The sequence below is a fragment of the Epilithonimonas hispanica genome, from assembly GCF_003385395.1.
Taxonomy (GTDB): Bacteria; Bacteroidota; Bacteroidia; order Flavobacteriales; family Weeksellaceae; genus Epilithonimonas; species Epilithonimonas hispanica.
The window spans coordinates 26,381-50,188 of the sequence record NZ_QNUG01000027.1; the positions used below are offsets into that span (position 1 = coordinate 26,381).

26 protein-coding genes are annotated in these 23,808 nt (G+C 34.9%); 12 read left to right on the forward strand and 14 right to left on the reverse strand.

What is annotated here, in order from left to right; all coding sequences use genetic code 11:
• Positions 1-6: 6 nt before the first annotated feature.
• The 3 genes from fumC to DRF58_RS12400 all read left to right on the forward strand — a co-directional run bounded on the left by fumC (position 7) and on the right by DRF58_RS12400 (position 2,443).
• Positions 7-1,401 carry a class II fumarate hydratase gene (gene fumC, locus DRF58_RS12390; RefSeq protein WP_116035876.1) on the forward strand — a complete coding sequence of 465 codons (1,395 nt, stop codon included), beginning with the start codon at positions 7-9 and terminating at the stop codon, positions 1,399-1,401.
• A gap of 79 nt (positions 1,402-1,480) precedes the next feature.
• Positions 1,481-2,041: a Crp/Fnr family transcriptional regulator gene (locus DRF58_RS12395; protein ID WP_116035877.1), complete on the forward strand. Its 561-nt coding sequence runs from the start codon at positions 1,481-1,483 to the stop codon at positions 2,039-2,041.
• 72 nt (positions 2,042-2,113) lie between these two features.
• Positions 2,114-2,443 (forward strand): DMT family transporter, encoded by a 330-nt coding sequence (locus DRF58_RS12400; protein ID WP_116035879.1) that lies wholly within the window; start codon positions 2,114-2,116, stop codon positions 2,441-2,443.
• Between the two features lie 71 nt (positions 2,444-2,514).
• On the opposite strand, the gene DRF58_RS12405 is transcribed toward DRF58_RS12400, so the two are convergent.
• Together DRF58_RS12405 and DRF58_RS12410 are read right to left on the reverse strand one after the other, a co-directional pair.
• On the reverse strand, positions 2,515-3,225 hold the full coding sequence (locus DRF58_RS12405) for an ABC transporter ATP-binding protein (protein ID WP_116035881.1): 711 nt from the start codon (positions 3,223-3,225) through the stop codon (positions 2,515-2,517).
• A 42-nt stretch (positions 3,226-3,267) separates the two neighbouring features.
• A complete protein-coding gene (locus DRF58_RS12410) occupies positions 3,268-4,731 on the reverse strand; it encodes a DUF5687 family protein (protein WP_116035882.1) in 1,464 nt (487 codons plus the stop codon).
• 183 nt (positions 4,732-4,914) lie between these two features.
• On the opposite strand from DRF58_RS12410, the gene dnaB reads away from it, so the two are divergent.
• Both dnaB and rnhA read left to right on the forward strand, forming a co-directional pair.
• Positions 4,915-6,486: a replicative DNA helicase gene (gene dnaB / locus DRF58_RS12415; protein ID WP_116035884.1), complete on the forward strand. Its 1,572-nt coding sequence runs from the start codon at positions 4,915-4,917 to the stop codon at positions 6,484-6,486.
• 75 nt (positions 6,487-6,561) lie between these two features.
• Positions 6,562-7,038 (forward strand): ribonuclease HI, encoded by a 477-nt coding sequence (gene rnhA / locus DRF58_RS12420; RefSeq protein ID WP_116035886.1) that lies wholly within the window; start codon positions 6,562-6,564, stop codon positions 7,036-7,038.
• Between the two features lie 23 nt (positions 7,039-7,061).
• Here the strand turns inward: rnhA and DRF58_RS12425 are convergent, their stop codons facing one another.
• Positions 7,062-7,370: a c-type cytochrome gene (locus DRF58_RS12425; protein WP_116035887.1), complete on the reverse strand. Its 309-nt coding sequence runs from the start codon at positions 7,368-7,370 to the stop codon at positions 7,062-7,064.
• An 88-nt stretch (positions 7,371-7,458) separates the two neighbouring features.
• On the opposite strand from DRF58_RS12425, the gene meaB reads away from it, so the two are divergent.
• Positions 7,459-8,445, forward strand: a complete 987-nt coding sequence (meaB, locus tag DRF58_RS12430; protein WP_116035889.1) for a methylmalonyl Co-A mutase-associated GTPase MeaB — start codon at positions 7,459-7,461, stop codon at positions 8,443-8,445.
• Here the strand turns inward: meaB and DRF58_RS12435 are convergent, their stop codons facing one another.
• From DRF58_RS12435 to DRF58_RS12445, 3 genes are all read right to left on the reverse strand, one after another.
• Positions 8,446-8,961 carry a DUF4251 domain-containing protein gene (locus tag DRF58_RS12435; RefSeq protein WP_116035890.1) on the reverse strand — a complete coding sequence of 172 codons (516 nt, stop codon included), beginning with the start codon at positions 8,959-8,961 and terminating at the stop codon, positions 8,446-8,448.
• Between the two features lie 70 nt (positions 8,962-9,031).
• Complete coding sequence (locus DRF58_RS12440) at positions 9,032-10,138, reverse strand: glycosyltransferase (protein WP_116035892.1); 1,107 nt, start codon at positions 10,136-10,138, stop codon at positions 9,032-9,034.
• 2 nt (positions 10,139-10,140) lie between these two features.
• Complete coding sequence (locus DRF58_RS12445) at positions 10,141-10,356, reverse strand: uroporphyrinogen decarboxylase (protein ID WP_116035893.1); 216 nt, start codon at positions 10,354-10,356, stop codon at positions 10,141-10,143.
• A gap of 169 nt (positions 10,357-10,525) precedes the next feature.
• On the opposite strand from DRF58_RS12445, the gene DRF58_RS12450 reads away from it, so the two are divergent.
• Positions 10,526-13,060: an ATP-dependent Clp protease ATP-binding subunit gene (locus DRF58_RS12450; protein WP_116035895.1), complete on the forward strand. Its 2,535-nt coding sequence runs from the start codon at positions 10,526-10,528 to the stop codon at positions 13,058-13,060.
• 48 nt (positions 13,061-13,108) lie between these two features.
• Positions 13,109-13,687 carry a Crp/Fnr family transcriptional regulator gene (locus DRF58_RS12455; RefSeq protein ID WP_116035896.1) on the forward strand — a complete coding sequence of 193 codons (579 nt, stop codon included), beginning with the start codon at positions 13,109-13,111 and terminating at the stop codon, positions 13,685-13,687.
• Positions 13,688-13,802: 115 nt separating this feature from the next.
• Here the strand turns inward: DRF58_RS12455 and DRF58_RS12460 are convergent, their stop codons facing one another.
• Complete coding sequence (locus tag DRF58_RS12460; RefSeq protein WP_116035898.1) at positions 13,803-14,327, reverse strand: hypothetical protein; 525 nt, start codon at positions 14,325-14,327, stop codon at positions 13,803-13,805.
• Between the two features lie 295 nt (positions 14,328-14,622).
• Between DRF58_RS12460 and mnmA the strand changes: the two genes are divergently transcribed.
• Together mnmA and DRF58_RS12475 are read left to right on the forward strand one after the other, a co-directional pair.
• Entirely contained in the window at positions 14,623-15,810 is a 1,188-nt protein-coding gene (gene mnmA, locus DRF58_RS12470; protein WP_116035901.1) for a tRNA 2-thiouridine(34) synthase MnmA, read from the forward strand.
• 196 nt (positions 15,811-16,006) lie between these two features.
• A complete protein-coding gene (locus DRF58_RS12475; protein WP_123902409.1) occupies positions 16,007-16,315 on the forward strand; it encodes a hypothetical protein in 309 nt (102 codons plus the stop codon).
• 53 nt (positions 16,316-16,368) lie between these two features.
• Here DRF58_RS12475 and DRF58_RS12480 read toward each other — a convergent pair whose 3' ends face one another.
• From DRF58_RS12480 to DRF58_RS12500, 5 genes are read right to left on the reverse strand one after another with little or no spacing between them, the layout of a single operon-like run.
• Entirely contained in the window at positions 16,369-17,115 is a 747-nt protein-coding gene (locus DRF58_RS12480) for a LytR/AlgR family response regulator transcription factor (RefSeq protein ID WP_116035905.1), read from the reverse strand.
• Between the two features lie 42 nt (positions 17,116-17,157).
• Positions 17,158-17,457: a 2TM domain-containing protein gene (locus DRF58_RS12485; protein ID WP_116035906.1), complete on the reverse strand. Its 300-nt coding sequence runs from the start codon at positions 17,455-17,457 to the stop codon at positions 17,158-17,160.
• 6 nt (positions 17,458-17,463) lie between these two features.
• Positions 17,464-17,766: a 2TM domain-containing protein gene (locus DRF58_RS12490; protein WP_116035908.1), complete on the reverse strand. Its 303-nt coding sequence runs from the start codon at positions 17,764-17,766 to the stop codon at positions 17,464-17,466.
• Positions 17,753-18,052, reverse strand: coding sequence for a 2TM domain-containing protein (locus tag DRF58_RS12495; protein WP_116035910.1), 300 nt, complete (start codon positions 18,050-18,052; stop codon positions 17,753-17,755). Before DRF58_RS12495 ends, DRF58_RS12490 begins: the two co-directional genes overlap by 14 nt.
• A gap of 5 nt (positions 18,053-18,057) precedes the next feature.
• On the reverse strand, positions 18,058-19,386 hold the full coding sequence (locus tag DRF58_RS12500) for a 2TM domain-containing protein (protein ID WP_116035911.1): 1,329 nt from the start codon (positions 19,384-19,386) through the stop codon (positions 18,058-18,060).
• Between the two features lie 157 nt (positions 19,387-19,543).
• Between DRF58_RS12500 and DRF58_RS12505 the strand changes: the two genes are divergently transcribed.
• Both DRF58_RS12505 and DRF58_RS12510 read left to right on the forward strand, forming a co-directional pair.
• Positions 19,544-19,738 carry a hypothetical protein gene (locus DRF58_RS12505; protein ID WP_116035913.1) on the forward strand — a complete coding sequence of 65 codons (195 nt, stop codon included), beginning with the start codon at positions 19,544-19,546 and terminating at the stop codon, positions 19,736-19,738.
• A gap of 204 nt (positions 19,739-19,942) precedes the next feature.
• Positions 19,943-20,983, forward strand: coding sequence for a PA0069 family radical SAM protein (locus DRF58_RS12510; protein WP_116035914.1), 1,041 nt, complete (start codon positions 19,943-19,945; stop codon positions 20,981-20,983).
• Positions 20,984-21,112: 129 nt separating this feature from the next.
• Here DRF58_RS12510 and DRF58_RS12515 read toward each other — a convergent pair whose 3' ends face one another.
• Together DRF58_RS12515 and DRF58_RS12520 are read right to left on the reverse strand one after the other, a co-directional pair.
• Positions 21,113-22,657 (reverse strand): IS1182 family transposase, encoded by a 1,545-nt coding sequence (locus DRF58_RS12515; protein ID WP_116035916.1) that lies wholly within the window; start codon positions 22,655-22,657, stop codon positions 21,113-21,115.
• Positions 22,658-22,872: 215 nt separating this feature from the next.
• Positions 22,873-23,277, reverse strand: coding sequence for a hypothetical protein (locus DRF58_RS12520; protein WP_116035917.1), 405 nt, complete (start codon positions 23,275-23,277; stop codon positions 22,873-22,875).
• Positions 23,278-23,808 lie beyond the last annotated feature (531 nt).

Sequence of the window (23,808 nt, forward strand, 5' to 3'; positions counted from 1 at the left end):
TATACAATGAGTTTCAGAATCGAAAAAGACACGATGGGCGAAGTGCAGGTGCCTGCAGAGAAATTTTGGGGTGCGCAAACGGAGCGTTCTAGAAATAATTTCAAAATCGGTCCGGAAGGAAGTATGCCTCGCGAAATTATCGATGCATTTGCTTACCTGAAAAAAGCAGCAGCTTTTACTAATGCAGAATTGGGAGTGCTTTGCAACGAAAAAAGAGATGCAATCGGAAAAGTCTGCGACGAGATTCTTGCAGGAGAATTGTATGACCAATTTCCTTTGGTAATTTGGCAAACCGGTTCCGGAACGCAGTCTAATATGAACGTGAACGAAGTTGTTGCCAACAAATCTCACGTAAACAGCGGAGGACAATTAGGCGAAAAAACTGAAGTTCATCCAAATGATGACGTGAACAAATCTCAGTCTTCCAACGATACTTATCCAACTGCGATGCACATTGCTGCTTATACTAAAGTTGTAAAAGATACGCTTCCGGCTTTGGAAAAGTTGAGAAATACCTTGGACGAAAAAGCGAAGAAATTCCAGAATATTGTAAAAATCGGAAGAACGCACCTTATGGATGCAACGCCTTTGACGCTTGGACAGGAATTCTCTGGTTACGTTGCTCAATTGGATTATGCGAAAAAAGCTATTAATAATACGCTTGACCATTTGAAAGAGTTAGCTCTTGGTGGAACTGCAGTTGGAACAGGATTGAACACGCCAAAAGGTTATGATGTTGTGGTGGCAAAATATATTGCAGATTTCACAGGTCTTCCTTTTGTAACAGCTCCAAATAAATTCGAAGCTTTGGCAGCACACGACGGAATTGTTGAAACTCACGGTGCATTGAAACAATTGGCCGTTTCTCTCTATAAAATTGCTCAAGATGTTAGATTGTTAGCTTCTGGTCCGCGTTCTGGAATTGGCGAAATTCATATTCCAGAAAACGAGCCTGGTTCTTCTATTATGCCTGGAAAAGTGAATCCTACACAGAACGAAGCTTTGACAATGGTTTGCGCTCAGGTTCTTGGAAATGATACAACGATTTCTTTTGCAGGAACGCAGGGAAATTATGAACTGAATGTTTTCAAACCTGTAATGGCAGCGAACTTCTTGCAGTCTGCACAATTGTTAGCTGATGCGATGATTTCTTTCAACGACCATTGTGCGGTTGGAATTGAGCCAAACGAACCGAGAATCAAGGAATTGGTTGATAAATCATTAATGTTGGTGACCGCGCTTAACACGCACATCGGTTACGAAAATGCAGCAAAAATTGCTAAAACAGCACACAAAAACGGAACTACTTTGAAAGAAGAAGCGGTTAATCTTGGATTATTGACAGCAGAACAATTTGATGAATGGGTAAAACCAGAAGATATGGTGGGAAGCTTGAAATAAGATTTGAGATTTCAGACACTATATAATAGACAAACTCCGAGGTAATTCTCGGAGTTTTTATTTTTATTAAATTTCACTTATGAATATTGATACAATTCTTGACCAAATATTTCTTCTTCCAGAACAATCTAAATCAGTTTTAAAGAATCTAATTTCAAAAGTTGAGTTTCCGAAAGACAGTATTATTATCAAAGCCGGAAAAGTAGAAAAAACAATTTATTTCATCAAAAAAGGAATTGTGAGAGCTTTTGTTCCACAAGAAAATCAAGATTTGACGTTTTGGTTCGGAAAAGAAGGTGCTGTCGTTTTACCAATGAAAAGCTATGTTGATAATAATCAGAATTATGAAAATATTCAGCTTTTGGAAGATTGTATTTTGTATCAATTGAAAATCGATGACTTGCGACAATTATTTGAAACCGATATCAATATTGCGAATTGGGGAAGAAAATTAGCCGAGAAAGAATTGGTAAAAACTGAAGAATTATTTATTTCCAGACAGTTCAAAACTGCGAGTCAGCGTTATGAAGAACTTTTGACAAAACAAACAGAGATTATCCAGAGAGTTCAATTGGGTTATATTGCTTCTTATCTTGGAATTACTCAAGTTAGTCTTAGCAGAATCCGAAGTGAAATCTGATTATTTTTTAACATTTGTAAAAAGATTCAAAGCATTTGATTCGGAAATTTGCATCATTAAAATAATGAATAAATGAACTGGATTTTTTTAATTCTTGGAGGTCTTTTTGAAGTTGGATTTACATCTTGTTTGGGAAAAGCCAAAGAAACATCGGGAACAGAATCTTATCTTTGGTACGCAGGATTCGGAATTTCTTTGCTTGCAAGTATGCTTCTATTAATCAAAGCAACACAAACACTTCCACTGGGAACAGCTTATGCAGTCTGGACGGGAATTGGCGCTGTTGGAACTGTTTTGGTCGGGATTTTTATCTTCAAAGAGCCAGCAACATTCTGGCGATTATTTTTTATTTTCACATTAATTGCTTCCATTGTTGGACTGAAAGCCGTTTTTTCGCATTAAAATGCTAAAAAATCTAACCACATAGACACATAGAAAATATAATAAAACTATGTGTCTATGTGGTTTAAAAATTAATTCGAAGTTACTTGGTCTGCAAAATATTGCTCCAAATCTCTTAGCGTTTCCGGCGAAGTTTGGATATCTCTTACCAATTCACCTTTGTTAATAACCACAATTCTTTCACAAACTTCTGTCGTGTGAGCCAAATCGTGACTGGAAATCAGGAAAGTGGAATCTGAGTTTTGTGACCAATCTCTGATGAGGTTTTTCAGTTTGATTTGAGTTGAAGGGTCAAGGTTTGCGAAAGGCTCATCGAGAATGATAATTGCAGGCGTTCCAATTAACGCACCGATGATTCCGACTTTCTTCATATTTCCTTTGGAAAGGTCGCGGATGTATTTTTTCGCATTCAGGATTTCTCCGTTGAAGAAGTCAGTGAAGTTTTTCAGGAATTCGTCAACATTCGCTTTGCTTTGTCCTCTTAATTCTCCCAAGAAATAGAAATATTCTTCGGGAGTCAAATAGCCAATAAGAAAAGTCTCGTCGATAAATGCACCGACTTTGTTTTTCCAGTTTTCGGATTCGTTGACTTTTTCTTCGTCTATGGAAACAAATCCTGAACTTGGTTCTATCAAATCCAGAATCAAACTGAATAAGGTAGTTTTTCCGGCACCGTTATTCCCGACTAAGCCAATGGTTTGACCTTTTGGAAATTTTAGGTTCTCGATGGATAAGACTTTTTTTGTTTCGTAAACTTTGGAGAGGTTATTTATTGTTATCATTTATTTTAGATATTAGAAGTGAGAGATTAGATTTTAGATTTTTTAGTTTCCTTTGAAGGCTTTGATGGTTGAATATTTTTCTTTTTTATACAATTTTACAATGAAATCGAAGAATTTTTCTCTGAGGAAAAAACCAATCAATCCCAAAACACCCAAACTCGTCACAGCTGCTGTTGTTCCGAAAAAATATTTTGAAACTCCGAAAACGGCCATTGGTAAAACCATTTGTGGCAACATCAATATGATATTTTTGAAACTGAAATTATTCTTTTTCCCTATCGATTTCCCTCTCGCATTCAGGTCAACTGGATTTTTGTTATAGGCTCCAGACAGCAAAACGACTTGTGAATTAACACCAATATTGTAAAGTCTAGCCGCTAGAAACGTGAAATACAAATCCCAACTCACAAACGCGTAACCAACCGCCAAAACCATACTCACGGCAACAGCGCTCACAATCATCCACCATTTTGCTTTCAGATATTCTTTGTAAGGAACATTAAGCGTCATCATCAGCGGGTAATAGGAACTATCAAATGAAGGAACTCTCTGCCCAAACAAAAACAAAAATCCACCTGTTACGAAAAGTCCCATAAACAATTGCATATAAGCTGTTTTGTAAGCAGGAGAACTGAATAAAAGCAAACCGTAAAATAAGAACAGAAAACTTCCCAAAGCAATGGATTTTGCTGCTTTGCTACGTTTTATCATTCGGATATCGTTGTTGATGAAAGTTCCAAGAACGCCGTATTTATTCAGGAATTGGATATTTTCTGTCTTTCCAACTTCCTGCTTCATTTCAAGACCTTTGTCTAGATAGAAATTGTCTCGGATGTATTTTCTCGTGAAAACGAAACCGACAATCATCATTAAAATCGGAACAACAATGAGCCACCAATGATTATAGAAACTCATAAAAACCATCTCGGAAACACTTGATAATGAAATGATTTTATAATAATCTAATCCTCCTGCAAGAACCAAAAGTCCACCCACAATCCACACAACTGCATCTTTTCCATTCAGAAGAATGTTCACAAAATTGCTGAAAAACGTGATAATGATAATTGCAAAAATCCAAGAAAAACTTCCGGCAACAGAATAGCCATTGTAAAGTAAAATTCCTAAAAGCGGAAGGTAAACAAAAAGTCCACCCCAGCTGAAAAACGACGTAAAAGTTTTGCTAATCATATAATTGACCAGTGTACTTTTTTTGATGTTCATCGTGAGAAAAGGTTTGATGTTCTGAGTCGGCATCTGCTGGAAAAAATATCTCAGAAACAAATCTGCCATCAACCAATAAATCAGAAACTTGCTAATGAAAGGCAATGGATTGATATGTAATTCTTTTTTTGGGAAATAAAATGCACCAAATGCCAGAAAAACAAATAATGCTAAAATGTACAATACTCCCAAAAGTTGGAAAATCTTAACAATGATATTGGCTGCCAAAGAACTGGACCTGAAAAAACTTTTGAATTCTAATCTGATAAATCGTTGCAGCATAGGACTAATATTTTTGTTAAATTTAATAAATTCGGAATTTGCTAATATTTCTATCTATTAAGTTCCATTTTTCGAGAAAATGTTACAAATTATTTTAATTTATCAACATTTGAATACGTAAAATGTTAGTTGTTTGCATATAACTAAAATTGATAAAACTTTCAAAAATTATATCTTTGTACAATGGCACAAAAGGACACATTATCATCGCTTACGCAGGGTAATTTTGCAAAGGAACTCTCTATTTCAGATGGCAAAATGCCACCCAATGCATTAGACTTTGAGAAAATCGTCATCGGAACTTTTCTAATCGATAGAAAGGGTCTAGATCATTCTATTGACTTATTGACACCCGAAGTTTTCTACGACCCGAGACATCAGACGATTTTTGCTACAATTCTAAAACTGTATGAAAGCAATTCACCAATTGATTTGATGACTGTTATTCAGGATTTAAAAAAGAATGAAAAACTGAATCTTGCCGGCGGTGACCATTACATCATCGATTTGACAATGGGTGTAAGTTCTTCTGCGCATATCGAATACCATGTGCGTGTGATTCTTGAAAAATATATTCTTCGTTCTTTGATTAATGTTTCAGCCAATGTTATCGATAGTTCTTACAAAGAATCAACCGACGTTTTCGAATTGTTGGACAAAGCTGAACAATCGTTTTTTGAAATCACGAATGGAACCATTAAGAAAGGTTTCGATACCGCGAATTCATTAGTAAAAGAAGCGATTGACAAAATCAAAGCGCTAAAAGATAAAGAAGGATTATCCGGAGTTCCATCTGGGTTTACTGCCCTTGACAAAGAAACCGGAGGTTGGCAAAACTCTGACCTCATCATCATTGCAGCAAGACCTGCGATGGGTAAAACGGCTTTCATCCTTTCTATGGCAAGAAACATTTGTGTTGACCACAATATTCCAATGGCACTATTCTCTTTGGAGATGGCATCGGTACAGTTGATTACAAGGATGATTTCTTCAGAAACTGGGATTTCTTCTGAGAAATTGAGAAAAGGTCAAATGTCAGATGATGAGTGGCAAAGACTCTTCACCAACGTTTCTGCTTTGGAAAATGCGCCACTTTATATTGATGAAACGCCTTCGCTTTCTATATTCGATTTTAGGGCAAAGTGCCGAAGATTGGTAATGCAACATGGCGTTAAGATGATTATGGTAGATTATCTCCAGCTGATGACCGCTAGTTCCGGAAAAGGAGGAGGAAACCGTGAGCAGGAGATTTCTATGATTTCTCGTTCCTTAAAAGCCATCGCAAAAGAATTGAATGTCCCTGTAATCGCCCTGTCTCAGCTTTCCAGAAGTGTGGAAACAAGACCAGGCAAAAGACCGATGCTTTCTGACCTTAGGGAATCCGGAGCGATTGAGCAGGATGCGGATATTGTATCTTTCATCTTTCGACCAGAATATTATAAAATTGCGTTTTGGGACAATGACGAAGAAGGCGCGGAAACGAGTACAGAAAACCAAGCCGAAATCATTATTGCAAAACATAGAAATGGTGCAACGGCAGACGTTCGTTTAGCTTTCCACAAAAACATTGGTAAATTCGCCGACCTTGGAACGAATTACGAATATACGCCTTCCAACTTTGGACAAAAAGACGAGCCTTCTGGATTTGATAAAATAAATATCACCATTGACCCCGGCGCAGCCTTTGGATTACCTAACAACAATCAATTGTCTGGTTCTGCAATGAATGATGACGATGATGATATGCCTTTCTAATGTAATGATTGATAAATAATAGTTGATAATTGATTTGAATACAAAACAACAATTAATCATTAATTTTTTTCTAATTTGAGAATCGAAATCTTTACAGATGGCGCTTGCAGTGGAAACCCCGGACCTGGCGGTTACGGAATTCTAATGCGTGTTCCCGAAAAAAAATATCAGAAAACCTACTCCAAAGGATTCCGGAAAACCACGAATAACAGAATGGAATTGATGGCTGTGATCGTAGCTCTTGGAAATCTGAGAACTTCCGATAACGATGTCCATATCTATACTGATAGCAAATATGTTGCAGACGCCATTAATCAAAAATGGATTTACGGTTGGATAAAACGAGGTTGGAAAAATGTGAAAAATCCCGACCTTTGGCAAGTATTTTATAAACTCTATCAACTTCACAATCCTAAAATCCATTGGATAAAAGGTCACGCTGGTCATCCAGAAAATGAAATTTGTGACCAATTAGCCGTGGCTGCAGCCAAATCTGGAAAATTGGAGATTGACTCTTATTTTGAGAATCAGAGTGATGGAGGGATTTTTTAATCTATGCCGATTATTTCATAAGCTTATTTCTTCGCATTAGCATTTACGTAAGCTAAAACCCAGTTGGTTTCTTCCGCTGTTAATTTTGCTTTTGGTGCCATTGCTGCCATAATAGGTTTCCAATCTTCCACTGTGAAATCAGAAGGTGTTGGTAAGCCGTGACATCTCCCGCAACGTAGGCTGTACAAATCTTCTCCTTTTTTAAGAATCTCTTCATTAGAAAGATTGGCAATTGCAGAATTGGTTTCAGAAGTTGGAGATGTTGTTTGTTGCGTTTTACAAGAATAGACAATTACGCCCAATAGACACAAACTGTATATGTATTTTTTCATTATTTTTGAATTTGATTTTATCAAAAGTAATCAATTTGGTTGCAGATAAAACTAGCCAATCGTAATTTGTAATTATTCCAAATTCCCAATGACAAAACAACTCAGCTTGCAGGATTATATCGATGGAATCCAATCTTCGGACAAAAGGATTTTGGGAAAAGCGATTACTCTTGTCGAAAGTAAAAAGCCTGAGCACAGAAAAATCGCAGATCAATTACTGAAAGAAATCTTACCATTCACAGGAAAATCTGTTCGAGTTGGAATTACCGGAGTTCCTGGTGCTGGAAAATCAACATTTATTGAAAATTTTGGGAAATTAGCAATTGGACAAGGGAAAAAAGTGGCTGTTTTAGCAATTGATCCAAGTTCATCCATCAACAAAGGAAGTATTCTCGGTGATAAAACCAGAATGGAAGAACTCGCTAAAGATCCAAATGCGTTTATCCGTCCAAGTCCAAGCTCCGGATTTTTGGGAGGAATTGCGAATACAACTTTTGAAAGTCTTTTGATTTGTGAAGCCGGAGGTTATGATTACATATTAATAGAAACTGTTGGCGTTGGTCAAAGTGAAACTCTCGTCAATGATATTACGGACGTTTTTCTTTTTCTAAAAGTCATCGGAACTGGCGACGAATTGCAGGGAATCAAGCGTGGAATAATGGAAATGGCGGATTTGATTTTCATTAATAAAGTCAATTCTGAGAATCTTTCAAAAGCTAAAATGACGAAAACCGAATTGACAAGAGCCTTACAATTTATTACTCCGAAAGAAAAAAATTGGAAAATCCCTGTGATTCTTGGTTCAGCTTTGGAAAAAACGGGATTGGATGAAGTGTTTAATAAAATTGAAGATTATACTTCGTTAAAAATAAAAAACGGAACTTTCCTAGAAACCAGAAAAAATCAAGCGCAAAAACGCTTCGAATTTTGGGTCAAAGAATACATTCTTGAAAAGGCAAAAAATGACCACTTGCTGGAAAATTCTTTCCAAGAACATAAAAAAAATGCTTCAGAACTGTTTTCTAATCCAAGTTCTGAAGCGAGTGATTTTGTAAAGAAATTATTGGGTAATTAATTATTTCGGCGATGAAATGTTTCCATCAAAACTTATTGGTTGTCTGTTATTCGAATTTATTGATAAAAACGCACTTCCATTTTTGAGAATCTCCAGATTGAAAACATAATTTTCTCGCTGGTCTCTTGGTGTAATCACAAAAAGTGTTTTTCCTTTTTTGCTCGTAGATTGTTTTATAGAAAATTCTTTGGATTCGAATCTAATTCCACCATTATTCGCATCGCCCGGATTAACCGTAAACGCTCTTCCAAAATAAGGCAAAGCCACACTGAATAAATCTTTTTTCAGATTGAATCCATAACCCGGATCAAGATTCAGAATTCGAGTTCCTGTAGAATTTGGCATCGAATTCATTACATTAATGACATCATAATTCGTAGGAAATGCCTTAGTTGCGTTGAAATCAAATTCCTTTTTCTCCACAACGGAGCCTAATGTTGCTGGATCCAGATAAACCTGACTACCACAACTTGCAGTCATCAAGGCAAAGCTTATTATTAATATAAAAGATTTCATTTTATTTATTTTTTAGAGTAGTATTGTATCAAAAATCGTACAAGCTTTAGATATGAAAAACAAGAAAAAGTTAATAACTGTGTTCCAATTCTTTTCTAGAATCGCTGAAGATTTTCAGAATTTTATCTTCCTCATTTTCCCAACAAAGTTCATCAGAAGCGACATTTAAGTTATGAAGATAAAAGGCTTTTCCATTATTTAAAACCAGATTTATTTTCTCCGCAAGATGCTCAGGAGAATGATTTTCAATAATTTCTCCGACTTCAAAAGAATTGACAATGTTCGTCATTTCTGGAAAATTGGAAACCACAACAGGAACTCTCGACTGGATGTAATCGGAGATTTTGTTGGGCAAAGAATAGTAATAACTTAAGCCATTATTTTCTTCGATGCTCAATCCAACATCAGCTTTTGGTGTAATCTCACGAAGGTCAGCAGGACAAAGTTTTCCAAGGAATTTGACTTTATCCAAAACATTAGCGGTTTTTGCAACTTCCCGAAATTCAGCTTCCAAAGGACCTCCTCCAGCAATCCAAAGCTCTGCATTTTCAATCGATTGCATCGCAAGAATCGCTTTATCAATTCCTCGGGAATAATTGAGCCAACCTTGATAAAGAATTATTTTTTTTGAATTTTCCTTAGTTCCTGTAAACTCAATCTTTCTAGGAAGATTGTTGATTACAACCGGTTTATTGATTTCATATTCTTTCACAAACCAATTAGCGTATGAGTTACTTGCGGTAATCATTCGTTTGATTTTTGGAACAAATGTCTTTTCTATTTTTTTCCAAACGTGTTTCACCCAACGTCCTTGGATTGTCGGCATTTCTGTAAAAATCTCGTGGCTGTCAAAGATGATTGGAATATTGAGTTTTTTGGAAATGAGATAATTTGGCATTAAAGTTTCTAAATCATTGGCTAACAAAATGGTCTTATTGTCAGTATGTTTTAAGAGCTCTTTATAAAGTTTCCTCTGATATTCGATATATGCAAAACGCAGTATTTTCGATTTCAATTCAATCCTGAAAAATCGGTAAGGACGCTCCATTTCCGGCGCTCCAAGCCAATTACAGCCAATAAGAATAGGTTCGTAGCCATTATCATAAAGTGTTTTACATACCTTTTCCACTCGCTGGTCGGTATATAAATTATTGAAAACACTTACGATAACTTTCATTTTTAATCCTTTTTAAAGATGTTATAGACTTGGATCAAAGCAAGAATCCCATTAGGAATAATGATTGGCCAAAGCATTCCACTGTAGACTCCATAAATAACAAAACAGATGCAACCCAATAAATTAACAGTTCTGATCGTTTTAATATCTTTCAGCAGAAAACTAGCAACCACAAAGGCAGAAGCTAAATAACCCACATATTCTGACCAATTTTCCATTAATGGTTTTTTTAAGAATTACAAACCTAAACAATTTTTTAAAAAAAATCAGGTCATAAAGTCCATTTTTTTCTAATGGCAATCTATTTGCAAACAAATATTTAAATTTTACAATAAATAATTGTAGGATTTATCATAAAAAACATAACTTAGTGTATAATTTTTAATTATGGATTATAAATTTTCAGACGGTTTGAACCGCGTGTTCAAGCAAAGCAAAAATGAAGCAAGGCGTTTGCAGAGTGAATTTCTGAATACAGAACATTTCCTTCTAGGAATCATCAAAACTGAAAATTCTGCAAAGGAAATCCTCGAAAACTTAAGCGCGGACCTTACTCAGATAAAAAGAAAAATAGAAACCCTAAGTGCTGTGAATTCTAATCCATTTACCGCAAATATGGGAAGCATTTCTTTTACAAAAATGGCAGACCAAGCTGTTAAAAGATCAGAATTGGAATGTCGCCAGTATCAATCTGCCGATATCAATACTGTCCATCTTTTATTAGGGATATTGTATAAACAAGAAGATCCTAGTTCAAGTATTCTTCAAGCTTACGACATAGATTATGACGCAGTTCAAAAGGCATATAGAACGATGTTGAAAAACACAGATCAATTGCCGCAAAATAGTGCTTACGATGATGAGGATGAAAAAGAAGAACCTTACAGCCAAATGAAGAAGCCAACGGGTAATCTTGGTGCTCAGAAAAGTAAAACACCTACGCTAGATAATTTTGGTCGTGATTTGACAGCTCTTGCAAGAGACGGAAAATTGGATCCTGTTATTGGGCGTGAGAAAGAAATCGAACGTGTTTCTCAGATTTTATCAAGAAGAAAAAAGAACAATCCCCTTTTGATTGGTGAGCCTGGAGTTGGTAAATCTGCAATTGCAGAAGGTTTGGCTTTGAGAATTCAGCAGAAAAAAGTATCAAGAGTTCTTTTTGGCAAACGTGTTATCACACTAGATCTTGCAAGCCTTGTTGCAGGAACCAAATATCGTGGACAATTCGAAGAAAGAATGAAAGCGATAATGACGGAATTGGAAAAAAATAGAGATGTCATTCTTTTCATTGATGAGTTACATACAATTGTCGGCGCAGGAAGTTCAACAGGAAGTTTGGACGCTTCCAATATGTTCAAACCGGCTTTGGCAAGAGGAGAGATTCAATGCATCGGAGCTACTACTTTGGACGAATATCGCCAATACATAGAGAAAGATGGAGCTTTGGAAAGAAGATTCCAGAAGGTAATGGTTGAACCAACTTCTATCGAGGAAACGATTCAAATTCTTCACCAGATCAAAGATAAATACGAAGATCATCACAATGTTCATTATTCTGATGAAGCGATTAATGCTTGTGTAAACTTGACTGCAAGATATATTACGGATAGATTCCTTCCAGACAAAGCAATTGATGCAATGGACGAAGCTGGTTCTAGAGTTTATATCAAGAATATGAAGGTCCCTACAGAAATCATCGACCACGAGGCTCGTATAGAAGAAGTTAAGGACTTGAAACAACAGGCAGTAAAAGCTCAGGATTATCTGGAAGCAAGAAAATTGAAGGACGAGGAAGAAAGACTTCAAATCGAATTGAATCTTGCTCAAGAACAATGGGACAAAGACGTCAAAGAGAAAAAAGAAGATGTTACAGAAGAAAATGTAGCAGAAGTTGTTTCTATGATGAGCGGTGTTCCTGTAACCAAAGTTGGTAAAAATGAGCTTGATAAATTGGCTCAGATGGATGAAAAACTGAACGGTAAAGTTATTGGTCAGCAAGACGCTGTTAAAAAAGTAGTGAAAGCTATCCAAAGAAACAGAGCGGGTCTTAAAGATCCAAACCGACCAATTGGAACATTCATTTTCCTTGGAACTACAGGTGTTGGTAAAACCGAATTGGCGAAAGTAATGGCTCGCGAATTATTTGATTCTGATGAAGCGTTAATCAGAATAGATATGAGTGAATATATGGAGAAATTTGCTGTATCAAGATTAGTTGGTGCGCCTCCAGGATATGTTGGTTACGAAGAAGGCGGACAATTGACCGAAGCTGTTAGAAGAAAACCTTATGCAGTAGTTCTTTTGGACGAAATCGAGAAAGCTCATCCAGATGTTTTCAATATCTTATTGCAGATTTTGGACGAAGGTTTCGTAACAGATTCTCTTGGAAGAAAAATTGATTTCAGAAATACAATCATTATTCTAACTTCGAATATCGGAACCAGAGATTTGAAAGATTTCGGAGACGGTGTAGGATTTGGAACTTCTGCTAAGAAAACCAATACAGATGCAAGAGCAAGATCAACCATCGAAAGTGCTTTGAAGAAAGCTTTTGCCCCAGAATTCCTTAATAGAATCGATGATATTATTATCTTCAACTCTCTTGAGCAGACAGATATCAGAAGAATCATTGACCTAGAACTTGGAAAACTTTACAGCAGATTAGAAAAATTGGGTTACGGTGTAGAATTGACAGATGAAGCCAAAGACTTCATTGCTGAAAAAGGCTGGGACAAAGACTTTGGAGCAAGACCTCTGAAACGAGCAATTCAGAAATATATCGAAGACTTGTTAGCCGAAATGCTGGTTAACAAACAATTCAGCGAAGGTCAAAAAGTTGTATTGAAAGTCAATGAAGCCAAAGACGGACTAGAAGGCGAATCTCAAAAAGAGAAAAGCCCTAAAGAAAGCGTTAAAGAATAAAACTAAATATTGACCACCTAAAAATTTAGGTGGTCATTTTATATAACTATGACAACAGAATTAAAAGATTACTTATTAAGAAACATCCCAGGACTTACTCCAGAGGATTTAGAATTATTATTACCATCAATAACCTTCAAAAAGTACAAATCGGGCGAGAGTCTTATTTCTCCTGGTGACAACAATACCAAGGTTTATTTTATTAAAAGTGGTATTATCCGTGTTTATCATCTTTTGGACAATGGCACAGAAAAAACAATGCTTTTTCACAATAAAAAAAGCTTTGTTGGTAATTATGGCGGTATTATTTTTAGTCGTGCATCAAGATTTTTTTATCAAACTGTTGGAGAAACAGAAGTCTTTGAATTGACTTATGATGCTATACACAAAGGTGCTCAGAAAAGTATTTCACTTAATAATTTGCGTGGAAATATGTTTCTAATGATGATTGGAATTCTTTTAAACAACATCGAGGATTTTGTACTTCTCAAACCAGAAGAAAGGTATCAGAAACACCTAGAAGAAAACGCAAAAGCCCTGCAGAAAGTCCCTTCAAAATATATTGCATCATTACTCGGGATTACTCCAGTGTCACTCAGTAGAATAAAAAAAAGAATTTCTAAGTAACAATTAACAAATGTAAATTTTTATTACAAAAATTCACTTTAACTTTGCAGTCTCAAACAAGAGCCCTCTTAATATTTCTAAACACAAATGGTGATACTAAAAGAGGGTTCTTTTTTTATAGCCCTACCACAAATCCTACAGTTGGGATAAATCCATTACTGAAAATACTTTCGTTCTTTTTCCACAAAACATTATACATAACTCCTAGTTGCATATATGCATTGTTTCCAATACTCTGCATATAACCTCCTCCCAGATAAAGCGCAGTTTCATCCGTATCAAATTTGTAGCCTGTAAATTTTTCTTTAGTATTAATGAAATACTGTTGAAGATTAGCTCCAACAAAAAACGAGCGAGCAAAATAATAATTCATAAAAGGACCAACGCCAAACATTGTAGAACTGTAATAATCATCTTTTTGCCAAGATACATTTCCGATGATTCCCCCTTCTAATTGCTCTGTAATTTTGTAACCAACTCTCGGTGAAACTTGAAAATTAAAATAAGAGTTACTTCCGAATGCCAAACCTAATCCACCACCAAAAGTCCAGCGATTAGTCTGAGTTCCGGAACTCATAACGATTTGTGAAAAGCCTAAAAAGCTTATTAAAACTAAGGAAAGAATAAATAATTTTTTCATAATAAAGGTGTTTTTATAGTTACATCTTATTCAAAAGTCAAAATCTGCAGCCCGACTTGAGCGGAAATCCTTTTTTGCGTATTCATCAAGTTTTATTTAAACTGAAATCGTCTGCAAAAAAGATTGGGAGCGGAAGGCGGATTAAGCTGCCCAAATTTTTATCAATAATTATTTTTCCGATAATATTGTTTTTATCGATGTTTAAAATTATGGTTTTTTTTCGAAAGTTTTTAGTTGTATTTTTGCAACCTCAAACTAAGAACTCCCGTCAAGAGTTTCGTAAAATTGAAAAATAATGAAAATAGTAGTAGGCCTTTCAGGAGGCGTAGATTCTAGCGTGACCGCTTATCTTTTACAACAACAAGGTCACGAAGTTATCGGACTTTTTATGCGCAATTGGAATGATGCGTCGGTAACTTTGGAGGACGAGTGTCCTTGGATAGAAGACAGTAATGATGCGCTTCTTGTCGCACAAAAATTAGGAATTCCGTTTCAGGTGATTGATATGAGTGAACTCTACAAAGAAAGAATTGTAGATTATATGTTCGATGAATATCAGAAAGGAAGAACGCCAAATCCTGATGTACTTTGTAACAGAGAAGTGAAATTCGATGTGTTTATGAAAACCGCTTTATCGCTTGGTGCAGAGAAAGTGGCGACAGGACATTATGCACGAGTTCATTCTACAACGGATGAAAATGGGAAAGAAATTTTTCATCTTTTGGCAGGGAAAGATAATAACAAAGACCAAAGTTATTTCCTTTGTCAATTAAGCCAAGACCAATTATCAAAAGCGTTATTTCCAATTGGAGAATTAACAAAACCTGAAGTTCGTGAAATTGCGAAAAAACAAGGTTTGGTAACTGCTGATAAAAAAGATTCTCAAGGACTTTGTTTCATTGGCAAAGTGAGTTTACCGACTTTTCTTCAGCAACAGTTGGTTCCGAAAGAAGGCGAAATTGTAGAAATCTTTAATGATTTTGCTGAATATCATAAACCTCAACCCAGCTTCAATTCAAAACAAGAAGAATTGGAATATCTTTCGGCAAAAATCAATTATAAAAAAGAAGATGGAAAAGTGATTGGCAAGCATCAGGGTGCGCAGTTTTTTACCATTGGGCAAAGCAAAGGTTTAGGAATCGGCGGACACAAAGAGAGTTGTTTTATCATCTCCAGAGAAATGGAAAACAATATTATTTTTGTTGGTGAAGGAAGAAATTTCCCTGGTCTTTTCAGAAAAGCTTTGAAAATCGATAATTCTGAAGTTCATTGGGTTCGTGAGGATTTGAAGTTGAAAAACGGAGAATCTATGGAAGTTATGGCAAGAATCCGTTATCGCCAAACTTTGGAAAAAGCAACAATTTATCAATTCGAAGAAGGTTTTTTTATGGAATTTGAAAACCCACAATCTGCGATTGCTGAAGGACAATTTGCTGCTTGGTATATCGATGATGAATTGATTGGAAGTGGTGTGATTTCTTAGAAATAATCAGAATAAAATTTTAAAACCGGCTTTATGAAATTTTCGTAAAGCCGGTTTTGTCTATACATTCGATTTCTTCGTCGGTGAAAAGTTTCAATTCATCTATAACTCTCTATTAATGGCACTTTCAGGCATCAATATTGGATATTACTAAGCAAGAACGCTAATGAATATTAACATTAAAATTTTAGAAATTATGAAAAAGTTAGTTTTAGCAGTAAGTTTAGTTATCGCATTCACTGCTAGTGCACAGAAAAGAGACAATGGAATGAGAAACGTAAAAGTTGAAACTCATCAATATCAAAAAGATTTTGCAGGAATCAGATTGAATCCGGCTCAGCAAAAGAAAATCGATATGTTGTCAAGAGAAAGATTGAGCGAAAGAGAATATGACGCCAGAATCAGAAAAATCCTGAACAAACAACAATATGAGAGTTATATGGCTTACCAGCACAAAGACTGGAAAAAAGACAGAGATTTTGCAATGAATGGTTCAAGAAGATAAACACAATCAATTATATTTTTCACAAGCTCCTGAATTATTTTGGGAGTTTTGTTTTAATTTCCAGCCAGCCAATCTTTAAAATCCTTCACTCTTTCTCTGCTGACCGAAATTTCTTCATTGGGTTGAAATTCCAAATCAACTTTATAATTGGGGGAAGTATGGATGTTTTTGATGTAATCTGAACTGATGATGAATTGTCTATTTACACGGAAAAATTTGGTTTCATCCAGCACATTTTCCAATTCGTCTAATGTGAAATCTGTTGGGAAATTTCGCTCTTTGGTTTGGAGATAAACGATTTTATTTTCGCTGTAGAAACAACTAATTTCATTAATAGAGACTACTTTCAAATTATACCCGATTTTGACTAAAATTCTAGAAAGTGTCGATTTCTCTTTCCGAACGATTTGTCTGATTTCCTGCGAATTAACCAAACCTTCTTCTGGTAAAAACGATTTGAATTTTTCAATGGCTTTTGCTAAGTCTTCTTCTTCAATTGGTTTCAGAAGATAATCGATACTGTTGAGTTTGAAAGCCTTCAAAGTATATTGGTCAAAAGCCGTCGTATAAATGATAAAAGCTTTGGTTGAGACTTTATCAAATATATCAAACGATAATCCGTCACCTAAAACAATATCAGAAAAAATCAGTTGTGGATGTTCATTGTTCTGAAGCCAATCGACTGCTTCTTCTACGGAATTAAGACTCGCAACTAATTCTAAATCAGAAAATAAGCCTAATAATTTTTCAAGCCTTCTGACTGCTGGTTTTTCGTCTTCGATGATTATCGTTCTTATCATTTTTATAGTTTACTTTTTTATGAATCGAAATTAGGTAATTTATTATTTTTCTTTGTCCATTAATTTGCGAATTTTCCGTTTTTCCCAATCATTTCCTAAGAAAACAAATCCAGCGTGAATCAAAACAATAATTCCCCAAATTATAAGACTGTAAAATTGATTTATTTTTATCTTCATATAACCTAGCTCGTGATAAAGTATATTGAAAATTATAATTACAATATTTACAGCGACAAAAGAAATTAAATGAGCATAAAAACCTCTAATTTCCTTTACTCTTTTTTGCGCATTCAGATAACGGATTTTTTCATCTGAATTTCCTTCGGGCATTCGATTTTCCATAAGAGTTTATTTATTTTTATTCATCAATTCTTTAATTTTTCTCTCTTCCCAGTTTCTTCCCAAAACAAATTGCGGAACAAAAACACTCATTCCGTGAGCTACCAGACCAATTCCCCAAAAAATCAAAGTGATGAAATTCTTATATTGAAAATAACTTTCGCCAGGTTTCAAATCCTGAATATTGATAAATACAATAAACAGATTGACAAGAATATAAATCGTTAAATGTGAATAAAAACCTTTGAGTTTTTTTACTCTTTTCTTAGCTTCAAGATATTTGATATCGTCTTGTTTATTAATAATTTCCATTGTTTTGTTTTTTTATTTCTTTGTTAATCATATCACTTTCCCAGTCGGAATTGAAGAAAAATAATTTGACACCTTTGATTGCTAAAATCAATCCCCAAATGATGAAAATCCAAGAAACCTTCGTATCGCCAAGATTTTGAGGAAAACCGTGTTTGAAGAATTTGACACCGTAAATTACTCCGAATACGATTGCAAAAACAAGCAATCCAGAATAGAAGTTTTTGATTTTTTCCACTCTTTCCACCGCCATTTCGTAACGTGGATTTTCTTTGTTAATATTTTCCATTGTGATTATTTTTTGAATTGATCCTTGTTCATTATCTCTTGGATTTTCTTTTCTTCCCAGTTTTTCCCGATTGCGAAGACGTTCATCCCGTGAGCTAACAGTCCGATTCCCCAGCCTAGCATTGGCCAATAAAACCAAAGTTGTCTTGGAGAAGTCATAAGGTTAACGATTACCAAAAACGGAATGATAATGCAATATGAGATAAGATTTCCGTAGAATCCTTTGATTTCTTTTACTCTTTTTACTGCTTTTTCGTAAGCAATACTTTCTGTTTCTTGTGTAGTGTAAGTTGTCATTGTCTGAGATTTTTTTTCTATTAATATTGGTATTTTTACTTTGAATGTCTGTTCTGTTTTTTCTATAAAAACATTGTCTTTTGTAAGAAGTGCGTAACGTTGAACGATGTTAGCCAAACCAATCCCTGCACTTTCTTTAAGTTGTTCTCTTACTTGAAGATTATTTTCGATGGAGAGAAATTTTCCTTCTGTGAAGATTCTGATATTCAATGGTTTTGATGAGGTTGCGAAATTATGTTTGATACAATTTTCCAACAATAATTGTAACGAAAGCGGAACAACTAACTTTTGCAAATCATCTGGATTAATATCAAAAGTGAAATCAACGCTGTCTTCAAATCTGGTTTTTAAAAGGTTGCAATAGATTTTAGCAAATTCTATCTCATCCTCCACTTTTACCATCTCCTTATCTTTCTGTTCCAAAACGTAACGGTAAATCTTTGACATCGATGTCGTGAATTTCTGAGCCTGTTCCGGATTTTCATCTATCAAAGCTGTTAAAACATTCAGAGAATTAAACAAAAAATGCGGATCCAATTGATTCTTCAAAGATTCGAATTGTGCGTTGGCAGATTTTGCGATTAACTTCTGTTCTACAACTTCTTGTTTAGTGTTCTTTTTCAATTCCTCCATAAAACCTTTGGCGTGTAGAAAAGCAGAAATCATCAAGGCGAAATTTATCATAAACCAGTTGACAAAATTGTACTTCCCGGAAAAAAATACTTCTGGTGTAGCCACTTTTTGGATGATGACATAGTTGATATAATTACAAGCATAAACAACTATAAAATTGACAATAACGGTTAGTACAATTCCTAAAATGGTTCTAACTCTGGTCTGTTCCGTCCATGAAAATTTTTTGTTGAGGAAATCATTTAAAAAACCATTACTTAAGCCTAATCCAAAAGCATACATTCCTGAAATAAGCAAGTTATAACCAAAGCTTTCCAAAGTTTTTTCATCAGAGAAAAAAGTAAAGAAAAAAATGGATGAGCCTAGTGTAATCCACGTGAGTGTTATTAATGGTTTCTTATTCATATTTTAATTTGTTGGTTCAAAATTATTTCAATAACAGAAGTTAAGCAATAAATAGTGACCGAACTGTAGAAAAAACCAACTGAATTGCAAAAATTGTTATTTCGGATAAAATAAAAAGGAACACTATTTGCTTTTGAGAACTGAAATTAATATTGGTATGAACAGAAATATCGAAATAATATTTGCAGGATTATTTGGTACAGCCGCGGTCCTGAGCGCAATTGCAGTAAGGAAATATTTAAAAAACAGAATTTATAAAAGTGATTATTCTGACCATCATTTGCTATTTGGATCGCCAAAGAAATGTTATGCTTCTCCAAATGATGGTGTAGAGTTGGACGCATTCCTTTAAACACACACTATTTTAATTATACAAATTTCCGGTTCTTTATGTGCCGGATTTTTTTGTGGAAAACTTTCAAGAATTTTAAGATATTTTTCATTTTCCAAGTGATAATTTTGAACTCATTCTCTCGCTGATTTTCCAGATTGCGCAAATTATTTCTCATTGTAAATCTGCTAAAATCAATTAAATCTGCGAGAAAATTAGATTCTAATGTCAGATTTAATTCCAAAAGGTCAAGGTGCACAACGTAATGTCATCAACCGATTCGACAGATATACTTTCGAACCGGAAGACTATGAATTGGATAAAATCAAAACGCAGGTTACAGAAGTTTTTCCAAAGACGATTATCAATGTTTTGAAAAGTCCGGATCTTTCAATGGATTATTCTATGAATCCATATCAAGGTTGCGAACACGGCTGTTCTTATTGTTTTGCGCGACCAACTCACGAGTTTTGGGGTTACAGCGCCGGAGTTGATTTTGAAAGAAAATTAATGGTCAAGAAAAATGCGCCAGAACTTCTGGAAAAAACATTTCAAAAGAAATCTTACATTCCAAAACCAATTATGCTTTCTGGAAATACAGACTGTTATCAACCCATTGAAAGACAATTCGAAATCACAAGAAAATTGCTTCAGGTTTGTTTGGATTACAGACATCCGGTTTCCATTATTACAAAAAATGCTTTGGTTTTGAGAGATTTGGATATTCTTGAAAAAATGGTGGAGAAAAATTTGATTTCGGTTTCGATGAGCATTCCGACGCTTAATGAAGATTTGAGAAGAGTAATGGAACCAAGAACTTCCACCGCAAAAAACAAATTGAAAGCCATTGAAGTTTTATCTGAGAAAAATATTCCTGTGAATGTGATGATTGCACCTGTCATTCCGGCTTTGACAAGTGACGAAAGTTTATCCATTATGAAATCCGTTTCCGAAGCCGGTGCAAGAAGTTGCGGTTACACTTTAGTCAGACTGAATGACACTGTTGAACCTGTTTTTGTTCAATGGTTGGAAGCACATTTCCCAGACAGAAAGGATAAAGTCCTGAATCTCATCCGCTCAATGCGAGGCGGAAATCTCGGTGAAAAACGATTTGTCCAACGTTATCAAGGCGAAGGAAACATCGCAGAAATGATTCATAAAACATTTGAAATTGGGAAGAAGAAATTTTTTAATAACAGAGAAAGAGCAATCCTCACAACCGAACATTTTACAGGAAACAAGACACAACAACTGAGATTGTTTTGATCCTTAAAAATATAAAATATTCAAGCTACAACCTAATAAAAAAGAATCCGTCTCACAACAAAATTTGAGGCGGATTTTTTATTTCAGTAAAATGTATATTATTTTGGAAAATAGAAAAAGTTGTCCTCTTTAGGCAACTTTCTTTCTTAGATTGTGTGCTAAAGCGTGTAAACCGAACTCCAATTCTACTTTTTTCAGACCTTTGAGGGTAAACCGCTTAAAATTATTGCAATGTTTGAGATGTGCAAACACAGGTTCTACTTCAACCGAGCGTTGTTTTCTTTTTTTAATGCCTTTTTCACTGTTTAAAAGTTTTCGTATTTTCTCTTTGTAATCTTCCAAATGATGGTTCCGTTCGATGCTTCGGTTTTCTTTGGAACTGTGGCAAACGCCTCTAATTGGGCATCCATCGCAGTTTTTAGCCTGATAATGGGAGAGCTTTTGAGGATAACCGGTCTTGGTTTTGCGCGTGCTTTCGTGCGTTTTTTCCATCTTTTGTCCCATCGGACAAACGTAAAAATCGTCTTCCCCGTTGTAATGCAGATTTTCTTTGCTGAAAATCTTGTGTTTCGCCTGATAACGGGCATTCTGCTCTTTGTCGAAAGTATTGTATTTTACAAATGGTGTAATATTGTTCTGTTCCAATAATTCGTAGTTCTGCTCGCTTCCGTACCCCGCATCAGCAGTGAGTTCTTCCAACTCTTCCATTCTTTTTTTACCAAACAATTTCTCAAAATTTTCCAAATGACGCTCCAAAGTATTGATATCATTGGTTTGCTGATGGATGGTATAATTGACGATGATTTGATTCTCTGTGGAAATCTGTGCATTATAAGCCGGTTTGAGCTGTCCATTCATCATGTGATCGTCCTTCATTCTCATGAAAGTAGCATCTTCATCGGTCTTGCTGTAGGAATTCCGCTCTGCTAAAATAGCTTCCTGAGCTTCGTATTTATCGAGGTTTTTCTCAAAATTTTTTTTAATGTAATTCAGTTTGGCTTTGGCTTTTTTGTCGGAATCGGTTTTACCCCCGCTGCCTTTTAATTTGGCATTGATATTTTCTGCCGTTTGCCGGATTTTTTCTTTGCTGATCTCTTTGAACTCCGGCGGTTCAGGGTCTTTATCTTCTTCCTTTGCCACACTTTGAGCGTATTTCCAGAGCTCTTCCAGCTGACGAAGCATTTTTTCTTTGTTGGTTTTGATGGCATTTGCCCAGACAAAAGTGTAGCGACCCGCCTGTGCTTCAATTTTGGTTCCGTCTACAAACACCTGTTTCAGGCTCACCAAACCTTCTTCTGCCAAAAGCAAAACCACCTGTGAGAAAATATTTTTGAAGGCGGCTTCAAGTTTATGGGTACGAAAACGGTTCACGGTATTGTGATCCACGATGCTCATGTTGGAGAGCCACATGAAGTTGATGTTTTCACGAAGCGCTTTTTCGATTTTCCGCGATGAATAAATATTGTTCATATACGCAAAAACCATCACCTTGAGCATCATCACGGGATGATAACTGGGATTTCCTTCTTTGCTGTAAGCTTTCAGGAGCGGGTCAATGTTTACCTTCTCCAAAATATCATTAACGATCCGAACAGGATGATTTTCGGGAATCAAATCCTCAAAACTATAAGGAAACAAAACCAACTGATTTTGATTGTAATGCTTAAAATTCATAAACAACTGTCTGATTATCAGATATAAATATACAAAAACCCTCAATAATAACCAAAAAAAATCCGCCTCAGTTGTGAGACGGATTCTGCTCCTCTTGCTGGGCTCTCCATATTTTCACAAATTGTTGATAATCTTTATTTTATATATGTTTATTTCTGTAGTATGCCTAAAACTATGCCTTTTTAGTCAGGTAAGTATCATATTAAAGTAATATTCTAGAGATATAATTCTTTTAAAATCTTACTATTTCCATATCTTATTTCTAATGTATATTCTGAAGGATTATGTATAAACCATAATTCCAACTCTCCATCTAATGTATAAATTTCTATTGTAGAACTTTTATATGTTAGTGGCTTACTTTCTCCTAACTTTGAAATAATTAAATCTTTGAAGGTTTCTAAATCTTCTTTTTTCAATTTTTCATAAGTCAGTATAACTAATTCTAGAATATCATAATTAAAAATTAGTTCAATATTATCTGTCTGTGTACTGTAGAAATCTATATTTCCAAAGTAAATGTAACTATCATAATTTTTTAATTTAACTTCTTTAATTTCCAACTGATATTCCCAAATTTCATAGTCTGCACCTATTGCAAATGGAAGATTAATATTCATATTTTTAATGAAAACCACTCTAAATGAAGAGTGGCTAAATTAAACTTATTCAATAATTTTTCTATTTTGGTGCTTCATAAGTCTTTAAAATTATATCATGTATAAGCATCTTACTTGTTAAAAAAGTAATAAAGCTTAATGGAAAGAATATATACTTAAAAATATATCTTAAAAATAGAAATCTATAATCCAAAGCTACTTTTCCATTCCAATAATAAACTTTTAAATGCATAAATTTTTGCCCAATTGACTGTTTCCACAAGATAATTGAGAAAAAGAAAATCAGTATAGATATAATAATAGAAAAAAACACATAATGTTCTATATCATAAAATTTCACTATTAGAAATACTGCTATTATGAAAAATAGATCAATGATTTGAGCATAAAATCTTAAATCATAACTATTAACATCTTTTGAATCTGCCAATGTGGATATGCAAATAAAAATTCCAGTATAAGTTAAGCTACATTTTGATAAATTTTGTTTTGATTGTTAAACTCTTCAATAGTTTGATAATTCAAAGCACT